Annotated in this window: 20 protein-coding genes; 8 read left to right on the forward strand and 12 right to left on the reverse strand. The window is 60.6% G+C overall.

The window, feature by feature from the left end; genetic code table 11:
• Positions 1–94: 94 nt before the first annotated feature.
• Positions 95–1,132: an HTH-type transcriptional regulator GntR gene (gene gntR, locus AC1DX3_RS19725; RefSeq protein WP_476991049.1), complete on the reverse strand. Its 1,038-nt coding sequence runs from the start codon at positions 1,130–1,132 to the stop codon at positions 95–97.
• A gap of 287 nt (positions 1,133–1,419) precedes the next feature.
• Here gntR and AC1DX3_RS19730 point away from each other — a divergent pair, with 287 nt between their 5' ends.
• Both AC1DX3_RS19730 and AC1DX3_RS19735 read left to right on the forward strand, forming a co-directional pair.
• Entirely contained in the window at positions 1,420–2,145 is a 726-nt protein-coding gene (locus tag AC1DX3_RS19730; protein WP_476991050.1) for an SDR family oxidoreductase, read from the forward strand.
• Positions 2,146–2,214: 69 nt separating this feature from the next.
• Positions 2,215–3,060 (forward strand): fumarylacetoacetate hydrolase family protein, encoded by an 846-nt coding sequence (locus AC1DX3_RS19735; protein ID WP_476991051.1) that lies wholly within the window; start codon positions 2,215–2,217, stop codon positions 3,058–3,060.
• A gap of 78 nt (positions 3,061–3,138) precedes the next feature.
• Here the strand turns inward: AC1DX3_RS19735 and lldD are convergent, their stop codons facing one another.
• From lldD to AC1DX3_RS19775, 8 genes are all read right to left on the reverse strand, one after another.
• Positions 3,139–4,269: an FMN-dependent L-lactate dehydrogenase LldD gene (lldD, locus tag AC1DX3_RS19740; RefSeq protein ID WP_476991052.1), complete on the reverse strand. Its 1,131-nt coding sequence runs from the start codon at positions 4,267–4,269 to the stop codon at positions 3,139–3,141.
• Positions 4,266–5,051, reverse strand: a complete 786-nt coding sequence (locus tag AC1DX3_RS19745) for a kinase (RefSeq protein ID WP_476991053.1) — start codon at positions 5,049–5,051, stop codon at positions 4,266–4,268. The genes lldD and AC1DX3_RS19745 overlap by 4 nt, the downstream gene beginning before the upstream one ends.
• A complete protein-coding gene (locus AC1DX3_RS19750) occupies positions 5,035–6,000 on the reverse strand; it encodes a 2-hydroxyacid dehydrogenase (protein ID WP_476991054.1) in 966 nt (321 codons plus the stop codon). Before AC1DX3_RS19750 ends, AC1DX3_RS19745 begins: the two co-directional genes overlap by 17 nt.
• A 114-nt stretch (positions 6,001–6,114) precedes the next feature.
• Positions 6,115–6,885, reverse strand: coding sequence for an enoyl-CoA hydratase/isomerase family protein (locus AC1DX3_RS19755; protein ID WP_476991055.1), 771 nt, complete (start codon positions 6,883–6,885; stop codon positions 6,115–6,117).
• Entirely contained in the window at positions 6,886–7,986 is a 1,101-nt protein-coding gene (locus tag AC1DX3_RS19760) for a carbohydrate ABC transporter substrate-binding protein (protein WP_476991056.1), read from the reverse strand. It abuts the gene before it with no gap.
• Positions 7,986–9,176: a CaiB/BaiF CoA transferase family protein gene (locus AC1DX3_RS19765; protein ID WP_476991057.1), complete on the reverse strand. Its 1,191-nt coding sequence runs from the start codon at positions 9,174–9,176 to the stop codon at positions 7,986–7,988. Before AC1DX3_RS19765 ends, AC1DX3_RS19760 begins: the two co-directional genes overlap by 1 nt.
• A 29-nt stretch (positions 9,177–9,205) precedes the next feature.
• The gene (locus AC1DX3_RS19770; RefSeq protein WP_476991058.1) at positions 9,206–9,949 is read right to left on the reverse strand and encodes an SDR family NAD(P)-dependent oxidoreductase; all 744 of its coding nucleotides are present in this window, start codon (positions 9,947–9,949) and stop codon (positions 9,206–9,208) included.
• Between the two features lies 1 nt (position 9,950).
• A complete protein-coding gene (locus tag AC1DX3_RS19775) occupies positions 9,951–11,123 on the reverse strand; it encodes an aldose 1-epimerase family protein (protein WP_476991059.1) in 1,173 nt (390 codons plus the stop codon).
• A 284-nt stretch (positions 11,124–11,407) separates the two neighbouring features.
• Between AC1DX3_RS19775 and AC1DX3_RS19780 the strand changes: the two genes are divergently transcribed.
• The 3 genes from AC1DX3_RS19780 to AC1DX3_RS19790 all read left to right on the forward strand — a co-directional run bounded on the left by AC1DX3_RS19780 (position 11,408) and on the right by AC1DX3_RS19790 (position 16,079).
• Positions 11,408–12,430, forward strand: coding sequence for a LacI family DNA-binding transcriptional regulator (locus AC1DX3_RS19780; protein WP_476991060.1), 1,023 nt, complete (start codon positions 11,408–11,410; stop codon positions 12,428–12,430).
• Positions 12,427–12,765 (forward strand): L-rhamnose mutarotase, encoded by a 339-nt coding sequence (locus AC1DX3_RS19785; protein ID WP_476991061.1) that lies wholly within the window; start codon positions 12,427–12,429, stop codon positions 12,763–12,765. Before AC1DX3_RS19780 ends, AC1DX3_RS19785 begins: the two co-directional genes overlap by 4 nt.
• A 95-nt stretch (positions 12,766–12,860) precedes the next feature.
• Positions 12,861–16,079, forward strand: coding sequence for a family 78 glycoside hydrolase catalytic domain (locus AC1DX3_RS19790; RefSeq protein WP_476991062.1), 3,219 nt, complete (start codon positions 12,861–12,863; stop codon positions 16,077–16,079).
• A 153-nt stretch (positions 16,080–16,232) separates the two neighbouring features.
• Here AC1DX3_RS19790 and AC1DX3_RS19795 read toward each other — a convergent pair whose 3' ends face one another.
• From AC1DX3_RS19795 to AC1DX3_RS19805, 3 genes are all read right to left on the reverse strand, one after another.
• Complete coding sequence (locus tag AC1DX3_RS19795) at positions 16,233–18,245, reverse strand: glycoside hydrolase family 2 protein (RefSeq protein WP_476991063.1); 2,013 nt, start codon at positions 18,243–18,245, stop codon at positions 16,233–16,235.
• Positions 18,246–18,318: 73 nt separating this feature from the next.
• Positions 18,319–19,080 carry an SDR family NAD(P)-dependent oxidoreductase gene (locus AC1DX3_RS19800; RefSeq protein WP_476991064.1) on the reverse strand — a complete coding sequence of 254 codons (762 nt, stop codon included), beginning with the start codon at positions 19,078–19,080 and terminating at the stop codon, positions 18,319–18,321.
• 20 nt (positions 19,081–19,100) lie between these two features.
• Positions 19,101–19,922: an IclR family transcriptional regulator gene (locus AC1DX3_RS19805; RefSeq protein ID WP_476991065.1), complete on the reverse strand. Its 822-nt coding sequence runs from the start codon at positions 19,920–19,922 to the stop codon at positions 19,101–19,103.
• A 165-nt stretch (positions 19,923–20,087) separates the two neighbouring features.
• Here AC1DX3_RS19805 and rhmD point away from each other — a divergent pair, with 165 nt between their 5' ends.
• The 3 genes from rhmD (at position 20,088) to AC1DX3_RS19820 (ending at position 23,058) form a co-directional block, all read left to right on the forward strand.
• Positions 20,088–21,284, forward strand: coding sequence for an L-rhamnonate dehydratase (rhmD, locus tag AC1DX3_RS19810; protein ID WP_476991082.1), 1,197 nt, complete (start codon positions 20,088–20,090; stop codon positions 21,282–21,284).
• Between the two features lie 158 nt (positions 21,285–21,442).
• A complete protein-coding gene (locus AC1DX3_RS19815) occupies positions 21,443–22,315 on the forward strand; it encodes a 2,4-didehydro-3-deoxy-L-rhamnonate hydrolase (RefSeq protein ID WP_476991066.1) in 873 nt (290 codons plus the stop codon).
• Positions 22,312–23,058 (forward strand): SDR family NAD(P)-dependent oxidoreductase, encoded by a 747-nt coding sequence (locus AC1DX3_RS19820; RefSeq protein ID WP_476991067.1) that lies wholly within the window; start codon positions 22,312–22,314, stop codon positions 23,056–23,058. Before AC1DX3_RS19815 ends, AC1DX3_RS19820 begins: the two co-directional genes overlap by 4 nt.
• The last annotated feature ends 44 nt before the right edge of the window (positions 23,059–23,102 follow it).

Raw genomic sequence — 23,102 nt, forward strand, 5'->3', positions numbered from 1 at the left:
CATTGCGCCTCTCCAGCTGTTCACAAGCCTGCACAATTGTCAAACAAATATCGTCGGCAATTGGCCACTGTCCAGCCACATTGCTACATTTTTGTCACGCGCTTTGGCGCAACCTTAATTCAAATCCCAAGTCAATACTGGGCTTTGCGATCTTCTGGCCATCTATCAGGGCCATGAGCATATGGGCGCCTTGCAGGCCGATTTCGTAACGCGGCGTCGCGATCGTGGTCAGCGACGGCACGGTACAGGCAGATCCCGGCAGGTCGTTGAAGCCGGCGACGGCCAGTTGATCGGGGACGGCAATGCCGCGCCTCAGGCACTCGAACAAGCCTCCTTGCGCCAAGTCGTCATTGCAGAAGAAGACGGCATCGACATCGGGGGCCTGCTGCAGCAGGCGCTCGAGCAGTCGCCCCCCCAAGTCGATCGACGACGGATCCGGCACCATTAGTTCGCGGCGCGAATCATACAGCCCTGCCCGCATGAGCGTGTCGCGATAACCCCGTGCCCGCGCCAGGGTGCGCGAATCCAACTGCGAGGCGACGAAAGCAACGCCCTTGCGCCCCAATTTCAGGAGGTGTTCGGTCATGGCCTCGGCTGCGGCTTCCTGGGAAAATCCGACACTGTAGATTCCGGCTTGATCGGACAACTCCATCAAGTGCACCACAGGCACCTTGGCCTGCTCCAGCAGCCGGCGCGTGGTCTCACGATAATTCATGCCCGACAGAATAATGCCGTCCGGATCGAAGGCCAGATAGGCGCGGACCAGCGCGTCCTCCTCTTCGGACGAATAGTTGCTGATCCCCAGCAAAGTGTGATAGCCCCGTGGTTTCAATACCTTATCGATGCCGCTCAGTATATCGACGAAAACGGTATTGCTCAGCGACGGCACAATGACGGCTATGTTCATCGACCGCGCCGAGGCCAGAGAACTGGCCGCCCGGTTGCGCACATAACCCAAATCCGCCGCGACCTTCAGGATCTTGTCGCGCACGTCTTCCGAAACCGTATTCGGCTTGCGAAAGGCGCGCGAGACCGTAATGCTCGACACGCCGACCTTCAGCGCTACATCGTCCAGGGTTACACGCCCCGTGCTGGAGGCGCGTGGACTGGGCCGGCTGGGATTATCGTTCACTTGGCTTTGTACCCCGTCAGTTCCCGATCTCCGTCAAGGGAGCCTCTCTTATTATTCGAGATGGAAGAGGATAAGGGTTGCGCAAATTTAAGCAATGCTATCTTGCGCAAACGCAGCCCGTAGTCCACCACGATGACAGCGCTATCATTCGAACCGACGCTTGTCACTCCTATTCTACGATGGTCATGCTGCCATGCTTTGGCCGTGCGATGGCTGTCATTTCCGTTTGACAGCCTGCATGGTGCTCGGTAGATAGACGTAATACATATTATCTTTTGGAGTTTGTCATGGGCCGTCTTTCCGGCAAAACCGCTTTTATCACTGCCGCCGCCCAAGGCATGGGCCGGGCCGCTGCTGAAGCCTTTATCCGGGAGGGCGCCACAGTGATCGCGACTGATTTGAAGGTGGAGTTATTGGGCGATCTGGACGGCGCCGTCTTGCGGCAACTGGATGCGACGGATCCGGCGGCGATCAACGCCCTGGCAGCCGAATTCCCCGGGGTCGATGTCTTGTACAATTGCGCCGGCTACGTCCATGCCGGCACCGTGCTGGATACCGACGACAAGGCATGGCAGTTCAGCTTCGATATCAATGTCACCGCCATGTTCCATACCATCAAGGCCTTCCTGCCGAAGATGCTGGAGCGCGGCCAGGGCTCGATCATCAATATGGCATCGGTCGCCGCCTTCAAGGGCGTCGGCAACCGGTTGGCATATGGCGCGTCAAAGGCGGCGGTCGTCGGGCTGACCAAGTCGGTGGCGGCCGATTTCGTCAAGCAAGGTATACGCTGCAACGCTATCTGCCCCGGTACGATCGACACACCGTCCTTGCAGCAGCGCATGCGCGACACAGGCGATTACGAGGCGGGACGAGCGGCGTTTATCGCCCGTCAGCCTTCGGGCCGGTTGGGAACGTCGGAGGAAATGGCGTGGATCGCCGTTTACCTGGCGTCGGATGAATCGAGCTTTACCACCGGTCAGGCGCATATTATCGACGGCGGTTGGTTGAACTGATTTTCCGCGACAAACCGGTAAAAATCATTTTATACGTGAACGCCATTTCACGACACAGGGACATCTTCCATGAAACTCTTGCGCTTTGGGCCCGCGGGCTCGGAAAAACCCGGCTTGATCGATAGCGACGGCCAGATCCGCGACCTGTCGGGCGTGGTCGACGATATCGCCGGCGACGTGTTGTCCGCCGAAGGTTTGACGAAGATTGCGGCGGTCGATCCGGCGTCGCTGCCCTTAGCGCCCGCCGGTTCGCGGTACGGCCCGTGCGTCGGAAAAGTCGGTAAGTTTATCTGCATCGGCTTGAACTATGCCGACCACGCCGCGGAGTCGGGCCTAGCCGTGCCGGATGAGCCGGTCATCTTCATGAAAGCGACCTCGGCTATCGTCGGTCCCAACGACGAGGTGTTGAAGCCGCGCGGTTCGACCAAGCTGGATTGGGAAGTCGAGCTGGGCTTGGTGATCGGTAAGCGCGCGTCCTACGTGTCGGAGGCCGAGGCCCTGGACTATGTTGCCGGATTCTGCACGATCAATGATGTATCCGAGCGCAACTTCCAGACCGAACGCGGCGGCACCTGGGACAAGGGAAAGGGCTGCGACACGTTCGGACCGATCGGACCGTGGCTGGTGACCAAGGATGAGGCCGGCAACGTCGATAATTTGAAGATGTGGTTGGACGTCAATGGCAAGCGATTCCAGAACGGTTCGACCAAGACTATGGTGTTTAAACCGGCCTTTCTGGTCCACTACGTATCGCAGTTCATGTCCCTGCAGCCCGGCGACGTGATTTCGACGGGCACGCCTCCGGGGGTCGGCTTGGGGCAAAAGCCGGATCCGATCTATCTCAATGTCGGCGACGTCATGGAGTTGGGCATCGAAGGTCTGGGGACGCAAAAGCAGACGGTTGGAGCGGCTTAAACCGCTTAGCAGCCCTCTCCGAAAATGGAGCAGGTAAAAGACGACAAGGCCCGCGATGACATCGCGGGCCTTTTGAGTTTAGGCCAGCAGATTGCGGTCGATTTCGGCGACCGATTTGACGCCGGTCAGCGCCATAGCGGTGCGCATTTCCTTCTCGATCAGGCCCAGGAGGTTGGTCACGGCCGCCTCGCCGCCAGTGGCCAGAGCGTAGATATAGGCGCGGCCGATGAGCACGCCCTTGGCGCCCAAGGCCAGCATGCGCACAACATCCAGACCGGTACGTATGCCGGAATCCGCCAATACAGTCAGATCGTTACCGACAGCATCGACGATTCCAGGCAGAGCCTTTGTGGTTGACAAAGCGCCATCCAGTTGCCGGCCGCCATGGTTGGAAACGACGATGCCATCGGCGCCGAAGCGCACGGCGTCGCGCGCGTCGTCGGGGTCCAGTATGCCCTTGATGATCATCGGGCCCTTCCACATGTCGCGGATCCATTCGAGGTCGGACCAGTCGATCGAGGCGTCGAAATTGGCGCCAAGCCAGCCGATATAGTCTTCGAGGCCGGTGGCCTTGCCCAGGTATTTCGAGACATTGCCGAGGTCATGCGGCGTGCCCATGACGCCGACATCCCAGGCCCAGGACGGTTTCATCATCGCTTGAAGCATGCGGCGGATGGGACCGAAATCGCCGCTCATGCCGGAGTGCTTGTCACGGTAGCGGGCGCCGGGGACCGGCATGTCGACGGTGAAGATCAGTTTCGTGATGCCGAGCGCCTGGGCGCGTTCCAGGGCATGCTTCATGAAGCCGCGGTCCTTCAGGACGTAGAGCTGGAACCAGATGTCGTGGCCGGACTTTTCAACGATCTCCTCGATCGGGCACAAAGACACGGTCGAGATGATGTAGGGCAAGCCGGCCTTCTTGGCGGCGCGCGCCACCTGGACCTCGCCGCGGCGGGCATACATGCCGCCCAGCCCCACCGGCGCCAGGGCGATAGGCATGGCCATCTTCTCGCCGAACAGGGCGGTCTCGGTCGACAGGTCGGCAACGTTCTTCAGCACGCGTTGACGCAAGGCCAGGGCTGACAGGTCCGAAACATTGGCGCGCAGGGTCTGTTCGGCATAGGAGCCGCCGTCGAGATAGTCGAAGAGGAAGCGCGGCAATTTACGGCGGGCGGCTTCGCGGTAGTCGGTGGCGGCGGAAATGATCATAATAAGCCCCGGTTGGTATCCAGCCGCAAGGTCAGATCGGCGCGTCTGGGCATCTCGGTGAGGATATAGCGTGTAAGCCGCTCATAGTGTTGAATAAAATGCAAAATCTGCGCGTCTGACATCACTTTTGTGCCGTGACGGCCCTCGTTTTCCAACATGCGGGACAAGGCATGCTCCTGTTCGGTACGCCAGGCCTGGACGACCTCGAAACCGGGCGCGGCGAGCAGGACGAGACGATCGATTCGCGCGAACAGATCGGCATAGGGGCCGGCCAATGCATCATTGACGTGGCGGCGCCAAACCCCGTTGGGATCTTCGTTGCGCTCCAGATCGTTGACCGGCTCGGCCAGATCGGCAACGGGTTGGGAAATAGCGCCGACGCACCAGCCCTCGAAGATCAGGATGTCGAGGCCGGTGACCTCGGGCCACAGGTCTTCCGCCATCGGTTGGTCGTTTGCCTTGTCGAAACGCGGCAGCCGGGTGCCGTTGCGCAGGCCGGCCATGACCTGGAGGCCGAGTTTGACATCGTGGGTACCAGGAACGCCGCGCGTTGCGAAGAGTGGTTGGATAGTGACCGGACGGCTTTCGGGCGGTAGATAGAGATCGTCGAGGGACAGGACGGCGGTTTTCAGGCCCCTCCCCGTCAACCGTTCGGCCAAGGCGTCGGACAATGTTGATTTACCCGAGCCTTGCGAACCGCAGATGCCGAGCACAAACGGCCGGCCGGCGGCTGCCAGCCAGCCGGTCAGGGCAGCGTCGACGCAATCAAGCGACCCGGTCACCGACGGGCTCCCCGGCGAAGAATTGATCGACATTGCGAGCGGCGCGCATGCCCATGGCTTCGCGAGTTTCTACCGTGGCGCTGCCGAGGTGGGGCAACAGGACGGCATTGTGCAACGGCAGGAGAGCCGGATTGACGATGGGTTCGCGTTCGTACACATCGAGGCCGGCGGCCCAGATGGTGCCGGCCTTCAGCGCCGCGGCGAGATCGTCTTCATTGACGACGGAACCACGGGCGGTGTTGATGACGATGGCCGAGGGCTTCATCAGGCCGAGCAGCCGGGCATTGACCAAGTGGTGGGTTTCGGCGCCGCCTGGCGTATGCAGGGACAGGACGTCGGCCTCTGCGGCCAGGGCGTCGAGCGAGGCGACATAGCGGGCGTCGTGGGCGGATTCGATATCGGCCCCGGCCTGGCGGCGGCTGTAATAGGCGATCTTCATGCCGAGCGCCGTGCGCGCTTTGTGTGCCGTTGCCTGGGCGATACGGCCGAAGCCGACGAGGCCGAGCGTCTTGCCTTCCAAAGATTGGCCCATCAGCGCCGTGGTGCCCCAGCCCCTCCAGCCGCCGTCGCGCAATTGCCGCTCGGCTTCGGAGGCGCGGCGCGATGTCATCAGCATCAGCATCAGGGCGATATCGGCCGTGGCTTCTGTCAGGACGTCGGGGGTATTGGAGACGACGATGCCGGCGGCCTTGGCAGCGTTGACGTCGATATGTTCGTAGCCAGCGCCGAAATTACCGATCATCTTGACCCGGGCATTCGGCGTGGCGAAGACCTCGGCCGTCAATTTGTCGGTAACGGTCGGGCACAGGGCGTCGTATTGCGTCATCGCTTCGGCCAGCTCAGCCGGTGTCAGGGGCGCGGCGTCATTGACGGTGACATCATAGCGCGACTGCATATAGGCCTGGGAGGCTGCGGGCCACGGGCGGGTGATCAGGATTTTGGGTTTCATGACGTCTGTCGGGATTAAAAGAAGGAAGGAAGAATCCCCTCACCCGGCGGGCCGAGGCTCGCCACCCTCTCCCCTTAAAAAGGGAGAGGGGATAAGTGGAATGATCATAGCTCTCTAACGTCTCTTGAAGACCGGTGCACGCTTTTCCTTGAAGGCGGCGCGGCCTTCGTGGGCATCTTCGGTGGCGAAACAGATGGTTTGCAGGTCGCGCTCGTATTCGATCGCCTTTTCATAGGGCATGGTGTGGGCGGCGCGGAGGTTAAGCTTGCCGGTTTCGGCGGCGATCGGCGCACGGCTGGCTATGGTATCGGCGATGGCGCGAGCGCGGCCCATCAGATCGGCCGGTTCGCAGACTTCCGAGACCAAGCCCCATTGCTCGGCTTTCTGCGCCGTGATGGCATCGCCGGTCAGGATCATCAGGGCTGCATTGGAGGCGCCGATGCTGTGGGCGAGGCCTGCTGCCATGCCGCCGCCGCCGATCCAGCCGAGCTTGATTTCCGGCGCCGCGAATTGAGCATTGTTAGAGGCAATGCGGATGTCACAGCTCATGGCGGTCTCCAGGCCACCGCCGAAGGCATAACCATTGACGGCGGCAATGGTCGGCTTCAGACAAAGGCGGATGGCGTCGCAATAGTCGCCGCGGTTACGAAAATCCCACGGCGTGGCGTAGTCGTCGAGTGTGCGGATATCGGAGCCGGCACAGAAGGCGCGATCGCCGGCACCGGTGACGATAACGCAGCGGATCGTATTCGATACATTGCATTCGGCAACGGCGGATTCGAGGGCGTGGGCCATCTCCTGCGTCATCGAATTGAGCTTGGCCGGGCGGTTGATGGTGATGATGGCGACATGGCCGTCGACAGTGAAAATCAGGTCCGGGGTCATCTATCTCTCCGATTCCGGCACGCGTGTCCGCGCATAAGCGGACTGCAAACCGATTAGTATGTTGTGGTGATTACCTTTTGCAAACAAGCCATTACGCAACAGTTCAGACGCCGCGGTCTGAAACGCGATGGCGCCGTCGTGGCGCGGCCGGATATAGGCGGCTTCCAAAGTATCGGCCGTGTTGCGATAGAAGTTGCCCCAATCAGCATTGACTCGATCGTCATACCAAGCGGTACGCAATGACGGCTGGCCATCGTGAGTGGGGATGAAGCCGGTCTGGGCTTCAGGCGACATTAACCAGCGCAGGTGGTCGAGAAGTTCCGGCGTCATGGTGCAGCGCTTCGAGATGCCGATACCGGTGCCGCCGAGGGTCGAGCCGATCCCGCCCTCGCCTTTCGGCGCGTTGGCGAAGGTCACGCGGCGGGCATAGTTGACATAGCCATAGACAAGAGGACAGAGCGCGACATCTTCGTGGTCGCACATGTGCGCCAGGATGGCTATCGGGTTCTTGTCGCGAACGCTCAACGGGCTTTTATCGGTCAAGCGTTGCAGGATATCGAGCGCGGCCAAGCCGACATCGTCGCCGATAAAGCGGTCGGGATCAATCATTGCCGGGCGTTCGCCAAGCGCGGCGCAGATGGATTGGAAGGTCAGGGCGGCGTGGGGACCGCTGAGCGACACGGCCACGCTGCAGGGCGCGGCCAGGACGTCTTCCCAGGTGGTCGGCAGGGCGTCGATCAGGTCTGGGCGGACGGCCATCACTTGCGTGGCCGCATCAAGTGGCAGGGCCCAGTGCCGGCAGGCGAAATGATAGCTGGCCAACGACGGTCCGATGCAGTCTCTCTGCCATGCCGCGATCTCGGCAGCGGTGAACAGGTCTTCGAGCGGAACCAGACAATCACCGGCGACCGCTTCACCGACATGGGGGTGGTCGAGGACAACGAGGTCGTATTGGGCGCACAGGTCGGCGATGGGGTGGGCCTCAAAGCCTTCCAGCGAGTGTTTGTCCCACGACAGGCCAAGCTCGGGCGCCGCCCTGGCTGCGGCGTCGAGGGCGTTGAAGCCCCGCGGGTGGTCCCAAGTCAGGCCGCGAAAAGACATTACGACGCCTGCTTGACCGCGCCGCTCGACAGCAGGGCGTCGATCTCGGCATCAGACTTGCCGGCGGCGGACAGTATCTCGCGCGTGTGCTCGCCCACCCGCGGGGCGCCGCGATCAATGGTTGATGGAGTCTTGGAAAACTTGATCGGGAAGCCGGGCGTCTTGACGTGGCCTTCGGTCGGGTGATCGTATTCGACGAAGGTGCCGTTGTGCTTGATTTGCGGATCGTCGACCAGGTCGGCATAGCCGTAGACCGGACCGCACCAGATATCGACCGGGCGGAACAGGTCGAGCCATTCCTGCGTCGTTTTGGTCAACAGGCGGATACGCGTCATGGCGTAGATCTCGTCGCGATAGGTCCAGGAATCGGTCTGGTCCTCGAGATTGGCGAAGAAGGGCTCATCGATCAGTTCGCCGAGCTTCTTCAGATTGGCCATGGCGATGGTGATATAGCCGTCGCTGGTGGCAAAGACGCCGTAAGGCGCGCGGATATAGCAATGGGCGTGCGGCTCGACCGAGCGCGTCTGTGGCTTTTTGCCAACGGTAAAGACCGACAGTTCCTGCATCTGGATGGTGGTGATGGCGTCGAGCATATTGACCTCGACCTTTTGCCCCTCTCCCGTGCGTTCGCGGTGAAACAGGGCCGCCAGGGCGCCTTCGAAGGCCGTATAGGCTGTGATGGCGTCGACGAGGTACTGCCCGGCGGGCGACGGCGGCTGATCCTTGGAGCCGGCCGACATCATGGCGCCGGACATGGATTGCAGCAGCAGGTCCTGGCCGGGATAGTTCTTGTACGGGCCTTCCTCGCCGTAGCCCGACATCGAGACATAGATCAGTTTTGGGTTGATGGCGGACAGGGTCTCGTAATCGACGCCGAGGCGGGCGGCGACGCCCGGGCGATAGTTCTGCAGAAAGACATCGGCCGTCTTGACCAGCTCCAGCAGAAGCGCTTTGCCTTCCGGTGCCTTCAGGTCGATAGCCAGTGAGCGCTTGTTGCGGTTGAGCGAGAGAAAGGAAACGTTGATTTCGTTGCCCCAGGCGCCGCCGGCCGGGGCGTGGCGCTGCCATTCACCGGTCGTTGGTTCGACCTTGATGACGTCCGCGCCCATGTCGCCCATGCGTTGGGCGGCAAAGGGACCGGCCATGGCGATGGAGCAGTCGAGGACGCGGATACCGGACAGTATGGACATAAAAAACAAGACCTTAGCTAGTGTATGGGTTAGTGCATGACCCAGCCGCCATCAACATTGAGCGTCTGGCCGGTGATGAAGCCCGTGTCTTCAGAGGCGAGGAAGGCGATGGCATTGGCGATATCGCCGACGTCGCCGCGGCGCTTGACCGCCTGATGATCGAGGACGTAGCGCGTATAGCCATCGGGATCGGGGTGGATGGCTTCGGCGTCGGTCGGGAAGGCCCCGGGCGAGATGGCGTTGACCGTGATGCCGTAGGCGCCAAATTCGCGCGCCCAGGCCCGTGTCAGGCCGACCAGGGCACCTTTGGAAGCGACATAGGGCGACAGGTTGGCCCAGCCACCGTAGAACGTCACCGAGGCGACATTGATGATGCGACCGAAGCCGCGCGCCTTCATGCCGGGCAAGGCTTCCTGGACGGCGACGATGCCGGCATCAACATTGATCCGCTGGACCAGCTGATGTTCTTCAATGCTGTAGTCTTCAAACGGTTTCGACGGATAGATGGCGGCATTGTTGATGACGACGTCGAAGCCCTTCGTCTCATGAAGCTTTGCGCGGATATCGGCGCGGAAGCCTTCGAGATCGGACATGTCGGACTTGGTGACGAGAAGCCGGCCATTGGTCGTCCCGGCCGCAGCCGTCAGGGCGGCGATCTTGGCGTCGTCGTGGTCCACCGCCACCACCGTGGCGCCGCGTTCGAGAAAGCGCAGCGTCGTTTGCAGTCCAAGCCCGCCGGCGGCCCCCGTATAGAGAATAGTCTTGTTGTGCATTTTAGGGCCTCACGATCATCGGAAAATGGCCCGACGGGACGGGATAGTCTGCGTCGGGCTGGACGGCGACAGCTTCGATGCGTTGAACGGCGTCGGCGACAGCATCGCTGTCGGGCAGTATGCGGAAGACGCTGTCGTAACGGCGCTCGTCGCGGTGTTCGAGCCAGATCAGTTCGTCGCGTTCGCGGGCGAAGGGTTTGCCAAATACGTGGTTGGTCGAGGGCTCGATACCCAGCGCGTAGTGCCCGGCCTGCAGGTTCTGCCATTCGTACATGGCGGGGAACTGCGACTTGCGGGTTTCTACCTCAAAGCCGAAGCCTATGTTTTCATTGATCAAAGCAACGTTTACACAGTCGTTATACGCGCCCATGTCGTGCTGCCACACCTGTTCGTGGAAGTTCATCTGCGGCGCCGGCATAGTGCGATAACCGGTACTCTGTTTTTGGTAATCGTCGGCGTGCGCAGCCCAGATGACATCCTTGATCGGTGCGACATAGCGCGAGCCTTCGGCTAGAACCGGGTGGCCGACATTGATGTGGTAGCAATACATATGCGGCGTGCGGTAAAAACCGTGATTGACGACGCGGTCGTGAATCTCGATTTCGTTTGCGCCAACCCGTGCTTCGATACGACGGATCAGGTGGAGGTCTTCGCCGAAGACGGTGGACTGCTGGACGATGCCCTCGGCCCACAGGGTGCAGATATCGCCATCCCAGCGCTCGCCGTAGCCGGTCAGGCGCGCCGGGATGGTGCCGACCCGGCCGTGCAGCGAGGACTTCACGGTTTTGCGCGGACCATAATGATAATGGCTGGCGTCGTCGTCATCCATAAACAGGATGTGATCGAGGCCGCAGGTCACCATCAGGCCCGACATGGCGCGAAACCAGCCCAGGCCGCCCTCGCCTTCATAGTAATGCAGGGCGGGATTTTGAAAGCCGGACGGCGAGTGCCAGCCGACGGCGCGGCCATTGTGTTCGCAATCGGCAATATCCATGGCGCGGTCGATCATGACCGTGAAACGCAGGCCCGAGCCGGTGCGGAATTCGAGCATGCGCACACCGCGTTCCAGGCCATCGCCCAGAGTCATAAGACGGACCCCGGCAAATTGCGATAACTGCCCGGTATGGGCCGCCAGGTCGCGCCGGCTATAGCTGCGGTGATAAAGCTCCGTCATCGTTGGCCTGCAGGTCCCTGTACGCTTATTTTTGATGTCGATGATTCATATACGCCTGACTTGTGATGTCAATACATCATCATACATCATACGTCTAATTTATTTTCGCTATCTAATTAATTTATATGTTTCAATAGGATGATAGATAGCGGTCAATAATCATAGCGGCCATTTACACGAATTGGCAAAATCAGCACTTGACTTGCCCTCCCCGTAACGATGTATTTTGATGTCAGCAGACCTCATGGACCGCGCGATGTGTCCGAGGTAGGGAGATGAAACCTATGGCGGTAACCCGCGCAACCCTGATCGATATTGCCAGGCAATCCGGCGTATCCACAGCGACCGTCGATCGCGTGCTCAACCGCCGGCCGGGCGTGCGCGAACGGACCCGCGATATCGTTTTCCAAACGGCGGCACGGCTCGGCTATATCAGTTCCGGGCCCGAACAGACGATTTCACGCGCGCCAGTGGCGCTCGACTTCATCCTGCCCAATGGCGACAACACATTTATCCGCAATCTCGCCAAGTCATTGGAAGAGACCAGCACCGAACGCGGCGATATCGAACTGCGCCTGCACTATATCGAAGGCTTCGATCCCTATGCCATGGCCGACTGCCTGTTGCCTTTAGCCGGCAAGGTCAAGGGGATAGGGCTTATCGCGCTCGACCATCCCCTGGTGCGCGAGGCCCTTCGCCAGGTCAAGGCGGCCGGCACCGAGTTCATCACCATGATCTCGGATATCTCGAACGTGCCACGTGAAAGCTATGTCGGGATCGATAATCGCGCCGCAGGGCGGTTGAGCGGCTATCTGCTGGGGCGGCTGCTGCCCAAGGCGCCGGCCAAGCTGGCCTTGTTTGCCGGCTCCTTGTCCTACCGCGGCCACGAGGAGCGCGAAATGGGCTTCCGCCATATCCTGCGAGAAGACTATCCCAACCTGTCGGTTGTTGAACTGCGTGAAGTGCGCGACGACGACGAACGGGCCTATGCCGAGGCCAAGGCCTTGTTGGCGCAATATCCTGAATTGGCTGGGATCTATAATATCGGCGCTGGCAATCGCGGCATCGCGCGAGCCATCGAAGAGGCCGGTGTTGGGCACAAGATCGTCTTTATCGGTCACGAGTTAACTGAACATACACGGCGGTTCCTGCTGTCGGGCGTGATGGATGCAGTGATCGACCAGAACCCAAGGGTTGAGGCGCGCGAGGCGATCGATCAACTGGCGCGGGCGGTGCGCGGCGAGAGCTTGAAGACCTATCTGCCGATCCGGGTGCAGGCGATTTTCAAGGAAAACATACCTGAATGACCCGAAAGGTATTTGCTGTCGACATCCATGAGCCACTGATCGCGCAGTATCGCGCATGGCATGCAGCGGGGGCCGTGCCGGCAGCGGTGACGGCGGCTATCCGCGCGGATGATATTCGTGAGTTGGAGATCTACCTGGTCGGCGACCGCATGATGATGATCATGGAACAGGGTGACGGTTTCGATCCAGTGACTAAAGCAGCGCGGGACGAAGACAATACCGATGTTCAGGCCTGGGATGCCTTGATGCGGAGGCTTCAGAAGCCTTTGCCATTTGCGCCTGAGACGACGTGGGTGGAGATGGAACGTATCTATAGTTTGGACGAACAGGGTTGAGGCGGCCGTAAAACAGGGCCTCTCCCGCCTGCCCTCTTGCGCATCAGGGTATTTTCTGCAAACATCATACGTATTATAAAAACGAGGAAATGCCGATGTCGATCTCTCGCCGTGGTCTGATGACCGTCGCCGCCCTCACCCCGATGGCCGCCGCCGTGCCTGCCCTTTCAAAGGGCAATGGCTTGAACGTCAAGGGCTTGAACGTCAAGGGCTTGCAGGCTCAGTCTTTGGTCAACCCCATGGGTATCGACGAGCAGTCAGTGCGATTGTCGTGGCAACTGGCGTCGCCGGCGCGGGCGACCGAACAGACGGCTTATCGCGTAACGGTGGCGTCGTCGCCGGCGAAGTTGAAGGCCGGCGATTTCGATCTGTGGAACAGCGGCGAAGTCAATTCGCCCCAGTGTTTCGATGTCAAATATGCCGGCAAACCCTTGCTGTCCAGGCAACAGGCATTTTGGGCCGTGCAGGTTTGGGATAACCGCGGACAGACGGCGACAGGCTCCGCGGCGTCGTGGGAAATGGCGTTGTTGTCGCCGTCGGATTGGTCGGCGAAATGGATCGCTGCAGAAGATGAAGAATCACGCCTCGATCGCGAAACCGGGCTGATCTGGGTGCGCGGCGACCGGCCGCAGGACAAGAGCCATCGCCTGTTCCGCTTGAAGTTCAACCTGCCGGAGGCGGCGGATGTCACGATCCTTACCATCGCCAACCACAGCTACGACATCTATGTCGACGGGCGGAAGTTCACCCTGCCGGCCGACGGCGCGGCGCGTTTCGGCAAGGCGGAACTGGCGCAAACACCGTCGAAACTAACCAAGGGTGAGCATGTTCTGGGCGTCCTGGTGCGCGATCCAGACGGGTTTCTGGAAATGTATCAGCCGGAAATCGGCCTGGCGAGCCTGATCCGCGCCCATCTGGCAAATGGCCAGACGATTCGAATCGGCAGCGACGGCACGGTAACGGCGCTTGGCGAGCCCGACGGCTGGACGGATGTCGGTTTTGACGACAGCGCCTGGGCCGTGGCGGCCAAATCCGATTACCAGATGGAGGCCCTGCCCGGTAAAGGTGCCTATTTGCTGCGTAAAGAGTTCACAGCTCCGAAAACCGTGGTTTCGGCGCGCTTATACGCCACGGCGCTGGGCGCCTATGAGACCTGGATCAATGGGGCCCGGGTCGGTGATGCCCTGCTAACGCCGGAGAGCAGCGACTTCCGCGACCACGCGCTTTACCGCGTTTACGACGTAACACAAATGGTCAAACAGGCCGAAAACGTCATCGGCGCCTGGGTTGGCGATGGTTGGTACGGGAGTTATAATGCGCCCGCCGGTCGATTTGCCTATGGTCCACCGCCCCTGCGTTATCTGGCGCAATTGGAGCTGACCTATAGCGACGGCTCGACCGAGACCGTGGTCAGCGACGAGTCGTGGACGATAAAACATTCAGCCGTCGTCTCAAGCGAGATCTATAATGGCGAGACCTATGATGCGCGCCAGGAGATCGCCGGCTGGTCGTCGCCCGGCCTGAACGATAGCGGCTGGGCGCCTGTGGGACTGGCGCCCGCGCCATCGTGTGTCTTGATAGCGCAGAGCTCACCACCGATCCGCCGCGCCATGGAATTGACCGCCAAATCCATCAAGGAGGTCAAGCCGGGGGTCTTTGTCTTCGATTTTGGGCAGAATTTCGCCGGCTGGGCGCGGTTGAAGGTCAAGGGCAAGGGCGGTGACACGGTCACCCTGCGTTTTGCCGAGGTCCTGCTGGCCGACGGCGATGTCGATCCGTCCAATCTGCGGGCGGCGCGGGCGACGGATACCTATACGCTGAAAGGCACAGCCTCCGGCGAAACCTGGGAACCGCGTTTTACCTATCACGGCTTCCGCTTCGTCCAGGTCAGCGGTTTTCCCGGCACACCCACGGCCGCCGACATCACCGGCATCGTCGTCCATTCCGATCTCGTTGAGACTGGTCATTTGCGGGTCGGCAATCCGATCATCCAGCAACTTTGGCAAAATACGCTATGGAGTCAAAGGTCTAACTTTGTCGGCCTGCCGACCGATTGCCCGCAGCGCGACGAACGTTTGGGGTGGATGGGCGATGCCGGCGTCTTCTGGGACGCCGCCTCGTTCAACATGAACGTCGTTGCCTTCACCAAGCGTTTCATGGGCGATGTCCGCGACGGCCAAAGCGCTGACGGCGCCTTCCCCGATTTCGCGCCCAATGCCTGGGACACACGCTGGGGCGCCTATGGCGCGTCACCGGGCTGGTCGGAAGCCGGCATCATCCTCCCCTGGACGGTGTGGAAGAAATACGGCGATACCGACGTCATCGACCAGAACTGGGAGGCCATGACGCGCTATATGACCTTCCTCAGCAGCAACAATCCCGACTATCTCTGGCTCAACAAGCGCGGCCACGACTATGCCGACTGGGTGGCGCTGGACGCCAAGGAACCGGGCGATCCGACGACACCGAAGGACCTGGTCGCGACGGCGATGTGGAAGCTGTCGTGCGATCATATGATCGATATGGCCGACATGTCGGGCCGGCCCGACGAGGCCGCGCGTTATCGCGACACGGCCGCGCGCATCCGGGCGGCCTTTATCAAGGCGTTTGTGCGCGACGACGGCTCTCTCGGCAATGACTCGCACACCGGCTATATATTGGCGCTGAAATACGATCTGGTGCCGACGGAAATGCGGGCGGCGACAGCGGCCTTATTGGTCGCCGATATCAAGCGCCGTGGCATGTTGCTGTCGACGGGGTTCCTGGGGACGCCCAGCAGTCTGGATGTGCTGAGCGACGCCGGCTACGACGATATCGTCTATAATCTCTTGTTGCGAACGACCTTCCCGTCGTGGGGCTATATGGTGGTCAAGGGCGCCACGACCATCTGGGAAAGATGGAACGGCGATGTCGGCGATGTCTCGATGAATTCGTTCAACCACTATGCCCTGGGGGCGGTGAATGGCTTTATTTTCCGGCGGATTGCCGGGATCGATCCAGTCGAGGCCGGATTCCGAAGGTTCCGCTTCAATCCGGTCTTGGATGGGCGGGTCACGACCGGCGGCGGGGATTATGACAGCGTGCTGGGGCGGATATCGACGGCATGGGCGCAGGAGGCTGGTGGTTTCCGCCTGGATTTGACCGTGCCGCCGAACGCCCGCGCCGAGGTGTGGCTGCCGGCCGCTTCGGCGGGAAAGGTGCGCGAGAGCGGCAACGCCGTTGGAGGCGCCAATGTGAAGGTTCTGGGTGTCGAGGGCGGGCGCGTCAAGCTCGACGTCGGTTCGGGGACGTATCGCTTCGTGACACGGACTTAATTGAGCAAATCTCCGAAACCGCTGCCGGCGAGATTCGGAGTAGCCGAGGCCCTATTCAAGGAAAATCCGCACTCCGAATGGAGAGACGGCTGGCGCGAATGCGGCATTATAATACCTAATTACAAGCCATTGGATCTGGCTTCTAGAGCAGCATCAGGGCTGATACGTCCACACGACGCGGTCGTGGAGATCCTTACCAGCAAACGCTTCGACGACGTTATCGCCGTCTTTCAGGTCTATCTCGAGCGTGGCGATGTGGTCGTTGACCGGCTGCGTGCCCAGGCTTTCACCGTTGAGGGAGAGACGCACCTCCGGCATGTTGGAATAGACCTTGATAGTCGCATGGCGGACGCGGCGCTGGGTATCGCGGGCGCTGGTGATGTGCAGCATCAGCTTGTCCGACCAGTTGGCCTGATACCAGTAATAGGCATCCTTTTTGGTCTGGCGGTCTTCAGTCACCAGGCCCTTGTCATTGATGCCGGGGCGGTCGCCTTCGTTGCGCCAGATCGACGGAAAGTCGAAGGCGACCCAGACGAAATCGGACCAGATGAACGGGCGGGCGTTCAATTGGCGCCAGTTCGATTCGTGATAGACCGCCTGGTATTGTTCAGGGTGCCAGGTTGCCTGGGTATTGGGGCGTTTGACGGGATCTTCCTGGTGGGCGATCGAGGCGCCGGCGCCGTATTCGCTGACGCCGAAGACACGGTCCGGCAGCTTCTTGTGCAAGGCGTCGGCCCAGTCACCCATGCCGGTCAGTTCGCCTTCGTACCAGCCGTAATAGCGGTTGTAGGAGATGACGTCGCTATGAGCGGTGATGGCGTCGTCGTCGGCCAAGCAGCAATGCGAATAGACAGTCGGGCGGTTGGAGTCGAGCGACTTTGCGGTCGTGGCAAGCGCGCCCAGGACGTCATTGAGATAGGCCGGCGTGCCCTGGCGAATCTCGTTGCCGATGCCCCACATGATGACCGATGGATGATTATAGTTTTGCGCCACCAGTTCCTGCATCTGGGTGACGATATTGGCTTTGAACTCCGGCGTTTCGGTCATGTTATCGACCAAAGGCACTTCGGTGGTCAGCAATAGTCCCATGGTGTCGGCATCGTCATAGACGCGCTGCGGATGCTGCATGTGGGCCAGACGCAAGGCGGTGGCGCCGAGGTCGTCCATGACCTGCATGTCCTGGTCGATGTCGGAGGCCGAGACGGCCGTGCCTTTGCCGATGCGGACGGGCTGCTGCATGTTGGCGCCGTAGACGCGGTAAGGCTGGCCGTTGAGCCGGAAGCCGTTCTTCGAGTCGACCGTGACGGTGCGGATGCCGAGCGGCACGGTGACCGAGTCGTCGGCGATATCGGTGACGACATGGTAGAGATAGGCGTCCTTGCGGCCCTGCCACAGGTGCGGGTGTTTGACGTTGAGCGTGACGGCGGCAGGTGCGGTCGTATTGGCGGCGATGGTTTGTGTCGCCGTGGCCATGGCGACCGTCCTGTTATCAGCATCGAGGATGCGGGTGCGCACCTTGACCTTGGCGGGCGCGGCGCCATCGTTGCTGATCAGATTACGTACGGCAATAGCGCCGTTGAGAGATTGGGTTGTCGCATAGACGCCTGGTCCGCCGTGATCGTTGAGGGCAATGTGAACGGCCGGGGCCTGGATCAGGGACACGCCGCGATAGAGGCCGCCGAAAACGTTGAAATCGCCGCTAATCGGGGCGATCTGCGGCACCTTCGTGTTGTCGACGCGGATGGCGATGGTGTTAGCGCCGGCGCGCAGGGCCTGGGTGATGTCGAATCGGAAGGCCGCGTAGCCGCCTTCATGGTGGCCGACCGATTGACCATTGACATAGACGTCGGTGATCAGTGCGGCGCCATCGAATTGCAGGACGTAGCGCTGGCCGGCTTCCAGGGTGATGGCGAGATCGTGGCGATACCAGGCCGGGCCGCGATAATAAGCACCATTGCCGTTTGAGTCGGCGTCATCGGCATTGAAGGTGTGCGGCAGGTCGACGGTCTGCCAGTTTGATGCGTCGAAAGCGGGGGCCTTGGCGGACGGGACATCGCTGCGGATGAATTGCCAGTGGCTGAGCAAGGGCGTGACGGTGCGGGCTTCGGCAGCGTGCGGCAAGGCGATGGCGGCAGTCAGCGCCAATCCGGAAAGGAGCTTGTTCATGTGGCATTTCCTGTTTATGTCCCCGTTACGCTAGCGTGCTACCGGTGTCAAAACAAGAGTTGTATGATGAATTTTATTGCAAGTTCACGAACATGCCGCCGTCGGCTAAGACCGAGGCGCCGGTGACGTAACCCGCGAGGTCCGACGCCAGGAAGACGACGACCTTGGCGATGTCTTCGGGACGGCCGAGGCGGCCGAGTGGGATGCGTTTTTCCATATAGGCGCGTTTGGCCGGATCGGCGAGATCGTCCTTATTGATATCGGTGGCGATGGTGCCCGGCATGACGCTGTTGCAGCGGATGCCATATTTGCCCAAGGCAATGGCGGTCGATTGCATCAAGGAATGGACGCCGGCCTTGGTCGGGGTGTAGTGCGACTGCATTTCACCACCGACCAGGGCGGAGATGGAGGAGATGGCGATCAGGCTGCCGCCCCTGCCCTGCTTCACCATTTGGTTAGCCGCCGCCTGGACCATGTAATAGGCGCCCATCAGATTGACATCGACCGTGCGTTTCAGCACCTCGGCCGGCATGTCGAGGAAGCTGTGGAAAGGGCAGATACCTGCATTGGAGACGAAACTGTCAACGCCGCCGAGCGCCTCAACCGCGGCGGCGACGAAGGCCGATGCCGAGGCCGGATCGGCGACATCGCCATTATAGATAAAGGCCTTTCGCCCAAGCGCACGGACCTCGGCGGCGACGTCTTCGGCGGCATCAGCGTCATTATAGACATTGAGGCCGATGTCGGCGCCGTGGCGGGCGCATTCGATGGCCGTGCCGCGGCCGATACCACGCGAGGCCCCGGTGATGAGAATATTTTGACCTTTAAGAAGCATGGGCCCTTCAAGCAGCATGGTCAGTCCTTGAGATATTTATCGCTCCAGCCGAATTCGGCGGAGATGGCGTGGACGGTGTCGAGCACCTGTTGCGTCAGGGCCGTCATGCGGTCGTCGTCCATATACTGCGCGGCTGACGAGACGCTGATCGAGCCGATGATGCGGTTGGCGGCGTCGCGGATCGGCGCGGCGACGCAGCGGATGCGATCTTCGTTTTCTTCGAGATCGAGGGCGTAGCCGGTAGCGGCATAGTTCTGCATACGGTCGAGCCACGTCGCTTTGTCGACTCGGTAGGCGGGCCATTCCTTGGCTTCGCGGTCGAAGATATCGCGCAAGGCGGCGGGTGATTCATCGAGCAGCAGGGCCTTACCGATGCCGGTCGAGCGCAGCGGCTGGCGCTCACCGATTCGCGACGAGATTTCGATACGGCGATTGCCGGATATCTTGTCGAGATAGAGCGCCCTACCCGCGTCCATAATGCCCATATGGACGGTATCGCCGGTGGCGCGCGACAGTTCGACCAGATAGTCGTGGGCGACCCGCGGCAGCGACATCTGGCGCGAGGCAAGATGACCGAGCTCCAGAAGTTTGGGTCCCAGACTGTAGCCAACGCGCGGCGTAAAGTTCAAAAAGCGTTGTTCGACAAGGGTTGTGGCCAGGCGATGGGTGGTCGACCGTGTCAGTCCTAATGCCTCGGAAAGCTCCGGCAAGGTCTTGCCGCCATTGGCGATCGCCATCATGACGTCGAGGCCTCGCACCAGGGTTTGCGCCCCGCCGAGGCTCTTAGTAGCGTCGTCGGGGGCCTCGTCGGCTAAATTGTCAATTGACGATGTTTGTTTCATTCTATAAAACTCATATCTGAAATATGGGATTATGGCAAGCCCCACATCCCAAATGGTGAGACTAGCTTCTTATGCATGAGCATTCGCTCATGCATAAGGCTCATTTTTTCGTTGTCGCGCTTTTTAATCCAAAAAGTGCGTCACACTTTTTGGAAAGCGCTCGTGATGACCTATTCAAAGATCAAGCAGGTTAGAGCTTCCGTGATCAAGGGCGGCGAAGGCGGCGGGGGCGCCGACTATCACGACCAGGGCGAAGGTCATTGGATCGACAACCATATTGCCACCTCGATGGGGCGTTATCCCGAATATCGCCAGAGCCGAAAATCCTTCGGCATCAATGTCTTGGGCACCTTGGTGGTCGAGATCGAGTGCGAAGACGGCACGACCGGTTTCGCCGTCACCACCGGCGGCGAGCCGGCCGCCTATATGGTCGAAAAGCACTTCGCGCGGTTTTTGGAAGGCCGTTCTCCTTTCGATTACGAGATCATTTGGGACCAGATGTATTTCGCCTCGCAATATTATGGCCGCAAGGGCATTGTGGTGAACGCCATTTCCGGTGTCGACCTGGCGCTGTGGGACCTGATGGGGCGGTTGCGCGGCGAGCCCGTCCACCACATGTTGGGCGGCGCCGTACGAAATGAACTGCAATTCTACGCCACCGGGGCGCGGCCAGACCTCGCCAAGGAGATGGGCTTTATCGGCGGCAAGCTGCCGCTGTTCCACGGGCCGATCGAGGGCGACGAGGGGCTGAAGAAGAATGTCGAGTTCCTGGCCGACATGCGGGCGAAGTGCGGTGACGACTTCTGGCTGATGTACGATTGCTGGATGGCGCTGGACGTCAATTACGCGACGCGGTTAGCCCATGCTTGTGCACCGCACGGCTTGAAGTGGATCGAGGAGGCGATTTCCCCCGACGATTACTGGGGCTATGCGCAACTGAAAAAGAATGTGCCTCCCGGCATGCTGGTCACCACCGGCGAACACGAGGCGACGCGTTGGGGCTTCCGGATGCTAATGGAAATGGACTGCTGCGATTTGATCCAGCCCGATGTCGGCTGGTGCGGCGGGGTGACCGAACTGCTGAAGATTTCGGCCATGGCCGACGCCAAGGGCATCATGGTCGTGCCGCACGGATCGTCGGTTTATAGCTATCATTTCGTCATCACACGGCACAATTCGCCGTTCGCCGAGTTCCTGATGATGGCACCCAAGGCCGACCATGTCGCGCCGATGTTCCATCCGCAATTGCTGGGGGAGCCGGTGCCGGTGAATGGCCGCTTAAACGTCAACATGTTGGACAAGCCAGGGTTCGGCGTCGAATTGAACTCGGACGTCAAGCTGTTCCGGCCGTATACGCATTAGAATTTTTGCCACGAAAAGCACGAAAAGCACGAAAATCAGACTGTAAATGGCTCCCGGAGGGAGGCGACCTTTTTTCAAGGCGCTTCGCGCGGACAGAACCCTTAATTTTCGTGCTTTTCGTACTTTTCGTGGTTCAACCTTCCTTCACAGGACCACTGATGAAACTCTGCCGCTACGGCCCCAAGGGCCAGGAAAAACCCGGCGTCGTCGATAGCGACGGCCGCATTCGCGACCTGTCGTCCATCGTCGCCGACATCACCGCCAATGAGGTGCGCCTGTCGCAACTGGCGAAGCTGAAAGCCGCCGACATCAACGCCCTTCCCGTCGTTGCAGGTCAGCCGCGCTATGGCGTGCCGGTCGCCAATATCGGCAAGATTATCGCGGTGGGCCTGAATTATGCCGACCACGCCGCCGAGAGTAATTTACCGGTGCCGCCGGAGCCGATCTATTTCACCAAGGCGACCTCGTCCCTCACCGGCCCCAATGACGACGTCATGAAGCCACGCGACGCCACCAAGATGGATTGGGAAGTCGAACTCGGTGTCATCATCGGCAAGACCTGCCGCTATGTCGAGGTCGCAGACGCCCTGGATCACGTCGCCGGCTATGTCCTGGTCAACGACGTGTCGGAACGCGCCTTCCAGAAGGAGCGCGGTACGCAGTGGGTCAAGGGCAAGGGCTGCGACACCTTCTGTCCAACCGGCCCGTGGCTGGTCACCGCCGACGAGCTCGGCGATCCGCAAGTGCTGGATATGTTTTTGGACGTCAACGGTCAGCGCATGCAGACCGGCAATACCAGGACCATGATCTTTGGCGTCGCCGAGGCGCTCAGCTATATCAGCCGGTTTGTTACGTTACAGCCCGGCGATATGGTCATTACCGGCACGCCGCCCGGCGTTGGCGAGGGCAAGAAGCCCGATCCGATCTATCTCAATGCCGGCGACACCATGCATCTCGGGGTCAGCAAGCTCGGTGAGCAGCGGCAGACGGTCGTGCCGTTCAGCCTCGATGGTTTGGAGATTATCGCATGATCTATGCAGGACGTTTTGCCGGCCGCTGCGCCATTGTTACCGGCGCGGCCTCCGGTTTGGGCAAGGCCGTGGCCGCGCGCATCGTCGCCGAGGGCGGCAAGGTCGTGTTGTGGGACTTGAACGCCGAAGCCCTGGAAGCGGCCAAGATTGAGACCGGCGCGGTGRCCGTGGTGGCCCTGGATGTGTCGGACGTGGCGGCGGTTACGGCGGCGGCCAAGGCCAGTGCCGAGGCTCTGGGCAAGATCGATATCCTCATCAATTCGGCCGGCATCACCGGCGCCACGGTGCCTCTGTGGGAGTTTCCGATCGACAGCTGGCTGCAGGTGATGAACATAAATCTCAACGGCACCTTTTATTGTTGCCGCGAGGTCATTCCGTACTTGCTGGACAATGGTTACGGCCGGATCGTCAACCTGGCCAGCGTTGCCGGCAAGGAAGGCAACCCCAATGCTTCGGCCTATTCGGCGTCGAAGGCGGGCGTGATCGGCTTGACCAAGAGCTTGGGCAAGGAGTTGGCGACCAAGGGCGTGATCGTCAATGCGCTGACGCCGGCGACCTTCGAGTCGCCGATCTTGGCGCAATTGCCGACAAGCCAGGTCGACTATATGCGCGGAAAAATTCCGATGGGACGGTTGGGCCTGGTCGACGAAAGCGCCGCGACAGTGTGTTTCATGGCGTCCGAGGAATGCTCGTTTACGACGGCCTCGGTGTTCGACACATCGGGCGGGCGGACGACCTATTAGCGCTCACGCAGGCCTTGCGGCGTGGAGCATTTGGAACAACGAAA

This window comes from Asticcacaulis sp. P2_B1 (assembly GCF_056404915.1).

Coding starts and splice junctions, on each gene's coding strand:
- AC1DX3_RS19775 (WP_476991059.1), bottom strand. CDS start 11,123: ATGACGGAGCTTTATCACCGCAGCTATAGCCGGCGCGACCTGGCGGCC.
- rhmD (WP_476991082.1), top strand. CDS start 20,088: ATGACCTATTCAAAGATCAAGCAGGTTAGAGCTTCCGTGATCAAGGGC.
- AC1DX3_RS19815 (WP_476991066.1), top strand. CDS start 21,443: ATGAAACTCTGCCGCTACGGCCCCAAGGGCCAGGAAAAACCCGGCGTC.
- AC1DX3_RS19765 (WP_476991057.1), bottom strand. CDS start 9,176: ATGTCCATACTGTCCGGTATCCGCGTCCTCGACTGCTCCATCGCCATG.
- lldD (WP_476991052.1), bottom strand. CDS start 4,269: ATGATCATTTCCGCCGCCACCGACTACCGCGAAGCCGCCCGCCGTAAA.
- AC1DX3_RS19750 (WP_476991054.1), bottom strand. CDS start 6,000: ATGAAACCCAAAATCCTGATCACCCGCCCGTGGCCCGCAGCCTCCCAG.
- AC1DX3_RS19770 (WP_476991058.1), bottom strand. CDS start 9,949: ATGCACAACAAGACTATTCTCTATACGGGGGCCGCCGGCGGGCTTGGA.
- AC1DX3_RS19785 (WP_476991061.1), top strand. CDS start 12,427: ATGACCCGAAAGGTATTTGCTGTCGACATCCATGAGCCACTGATCGCG.
- AC1DX3_RS19800 (WP_476991064.1), bottom strand. CDS start 19,080: ATGCTTCTTAAAGGTCAAAATATTCTCATCACCGGGGCCTCGCGTGGT.
- AC1DX3_RS19735 (WP_476991051.1), top strand. CDS start 2,215: ATGAAACTCTTGCGCTTTGGGCCCGCGGGCTCGGAAAAACCCGGCTTG.
- AC1DX3_RS19755 (WP_476991055.1), bottom strand. CDS start 6,885: ATGACCCCGGACCTGATTTTCACTGTCGACGGCCATGTCGCCATCATC.
- AC1DX3_RS19795 (WP_476991063.1), bottom strand. CDS start 18,245: ATGAACAAGCTCCTTTCCGGATTGGCGCTGACTGCCGCCATCGCCTTG.
- AC1DX3_RS19790 (WP_476991062.1), top strand. CDS start 12,861: ATGTCGATCTCTCGCCGTGGTCTGATGACCGTCGCCGCCCTCACCCCG.
- AC1DX3_RS19780 (WP_476991060.1), top strand. CDS start 11,408: ATGGCGGTAACCCGCGCAACCCTGATCGATATTGCCAGGCAATCCGGC.
- AC1DX3_RS19730 (WP_476991050.1), top strand. CDS start 1,420: ATGGGCCGTCTTTCCGGCAAAACCGCTTTTATCACTGCCGCCGCCCAA.
- AC1DX3_RS19805 (WP_476991065.1), bottom strand. CDS start 19,922: ATGAAACAAACATCGTCAATTGACAATTTAGCCGACGAGGCCCCCGAC.
- AC1DX3_RS19760 (WP_476991056.1), bottom strand. CDS start 7,986: ATGTCTTTTCGCGGCCTGACTTGGGACCACCCGCGGGGCTTCAACGCC.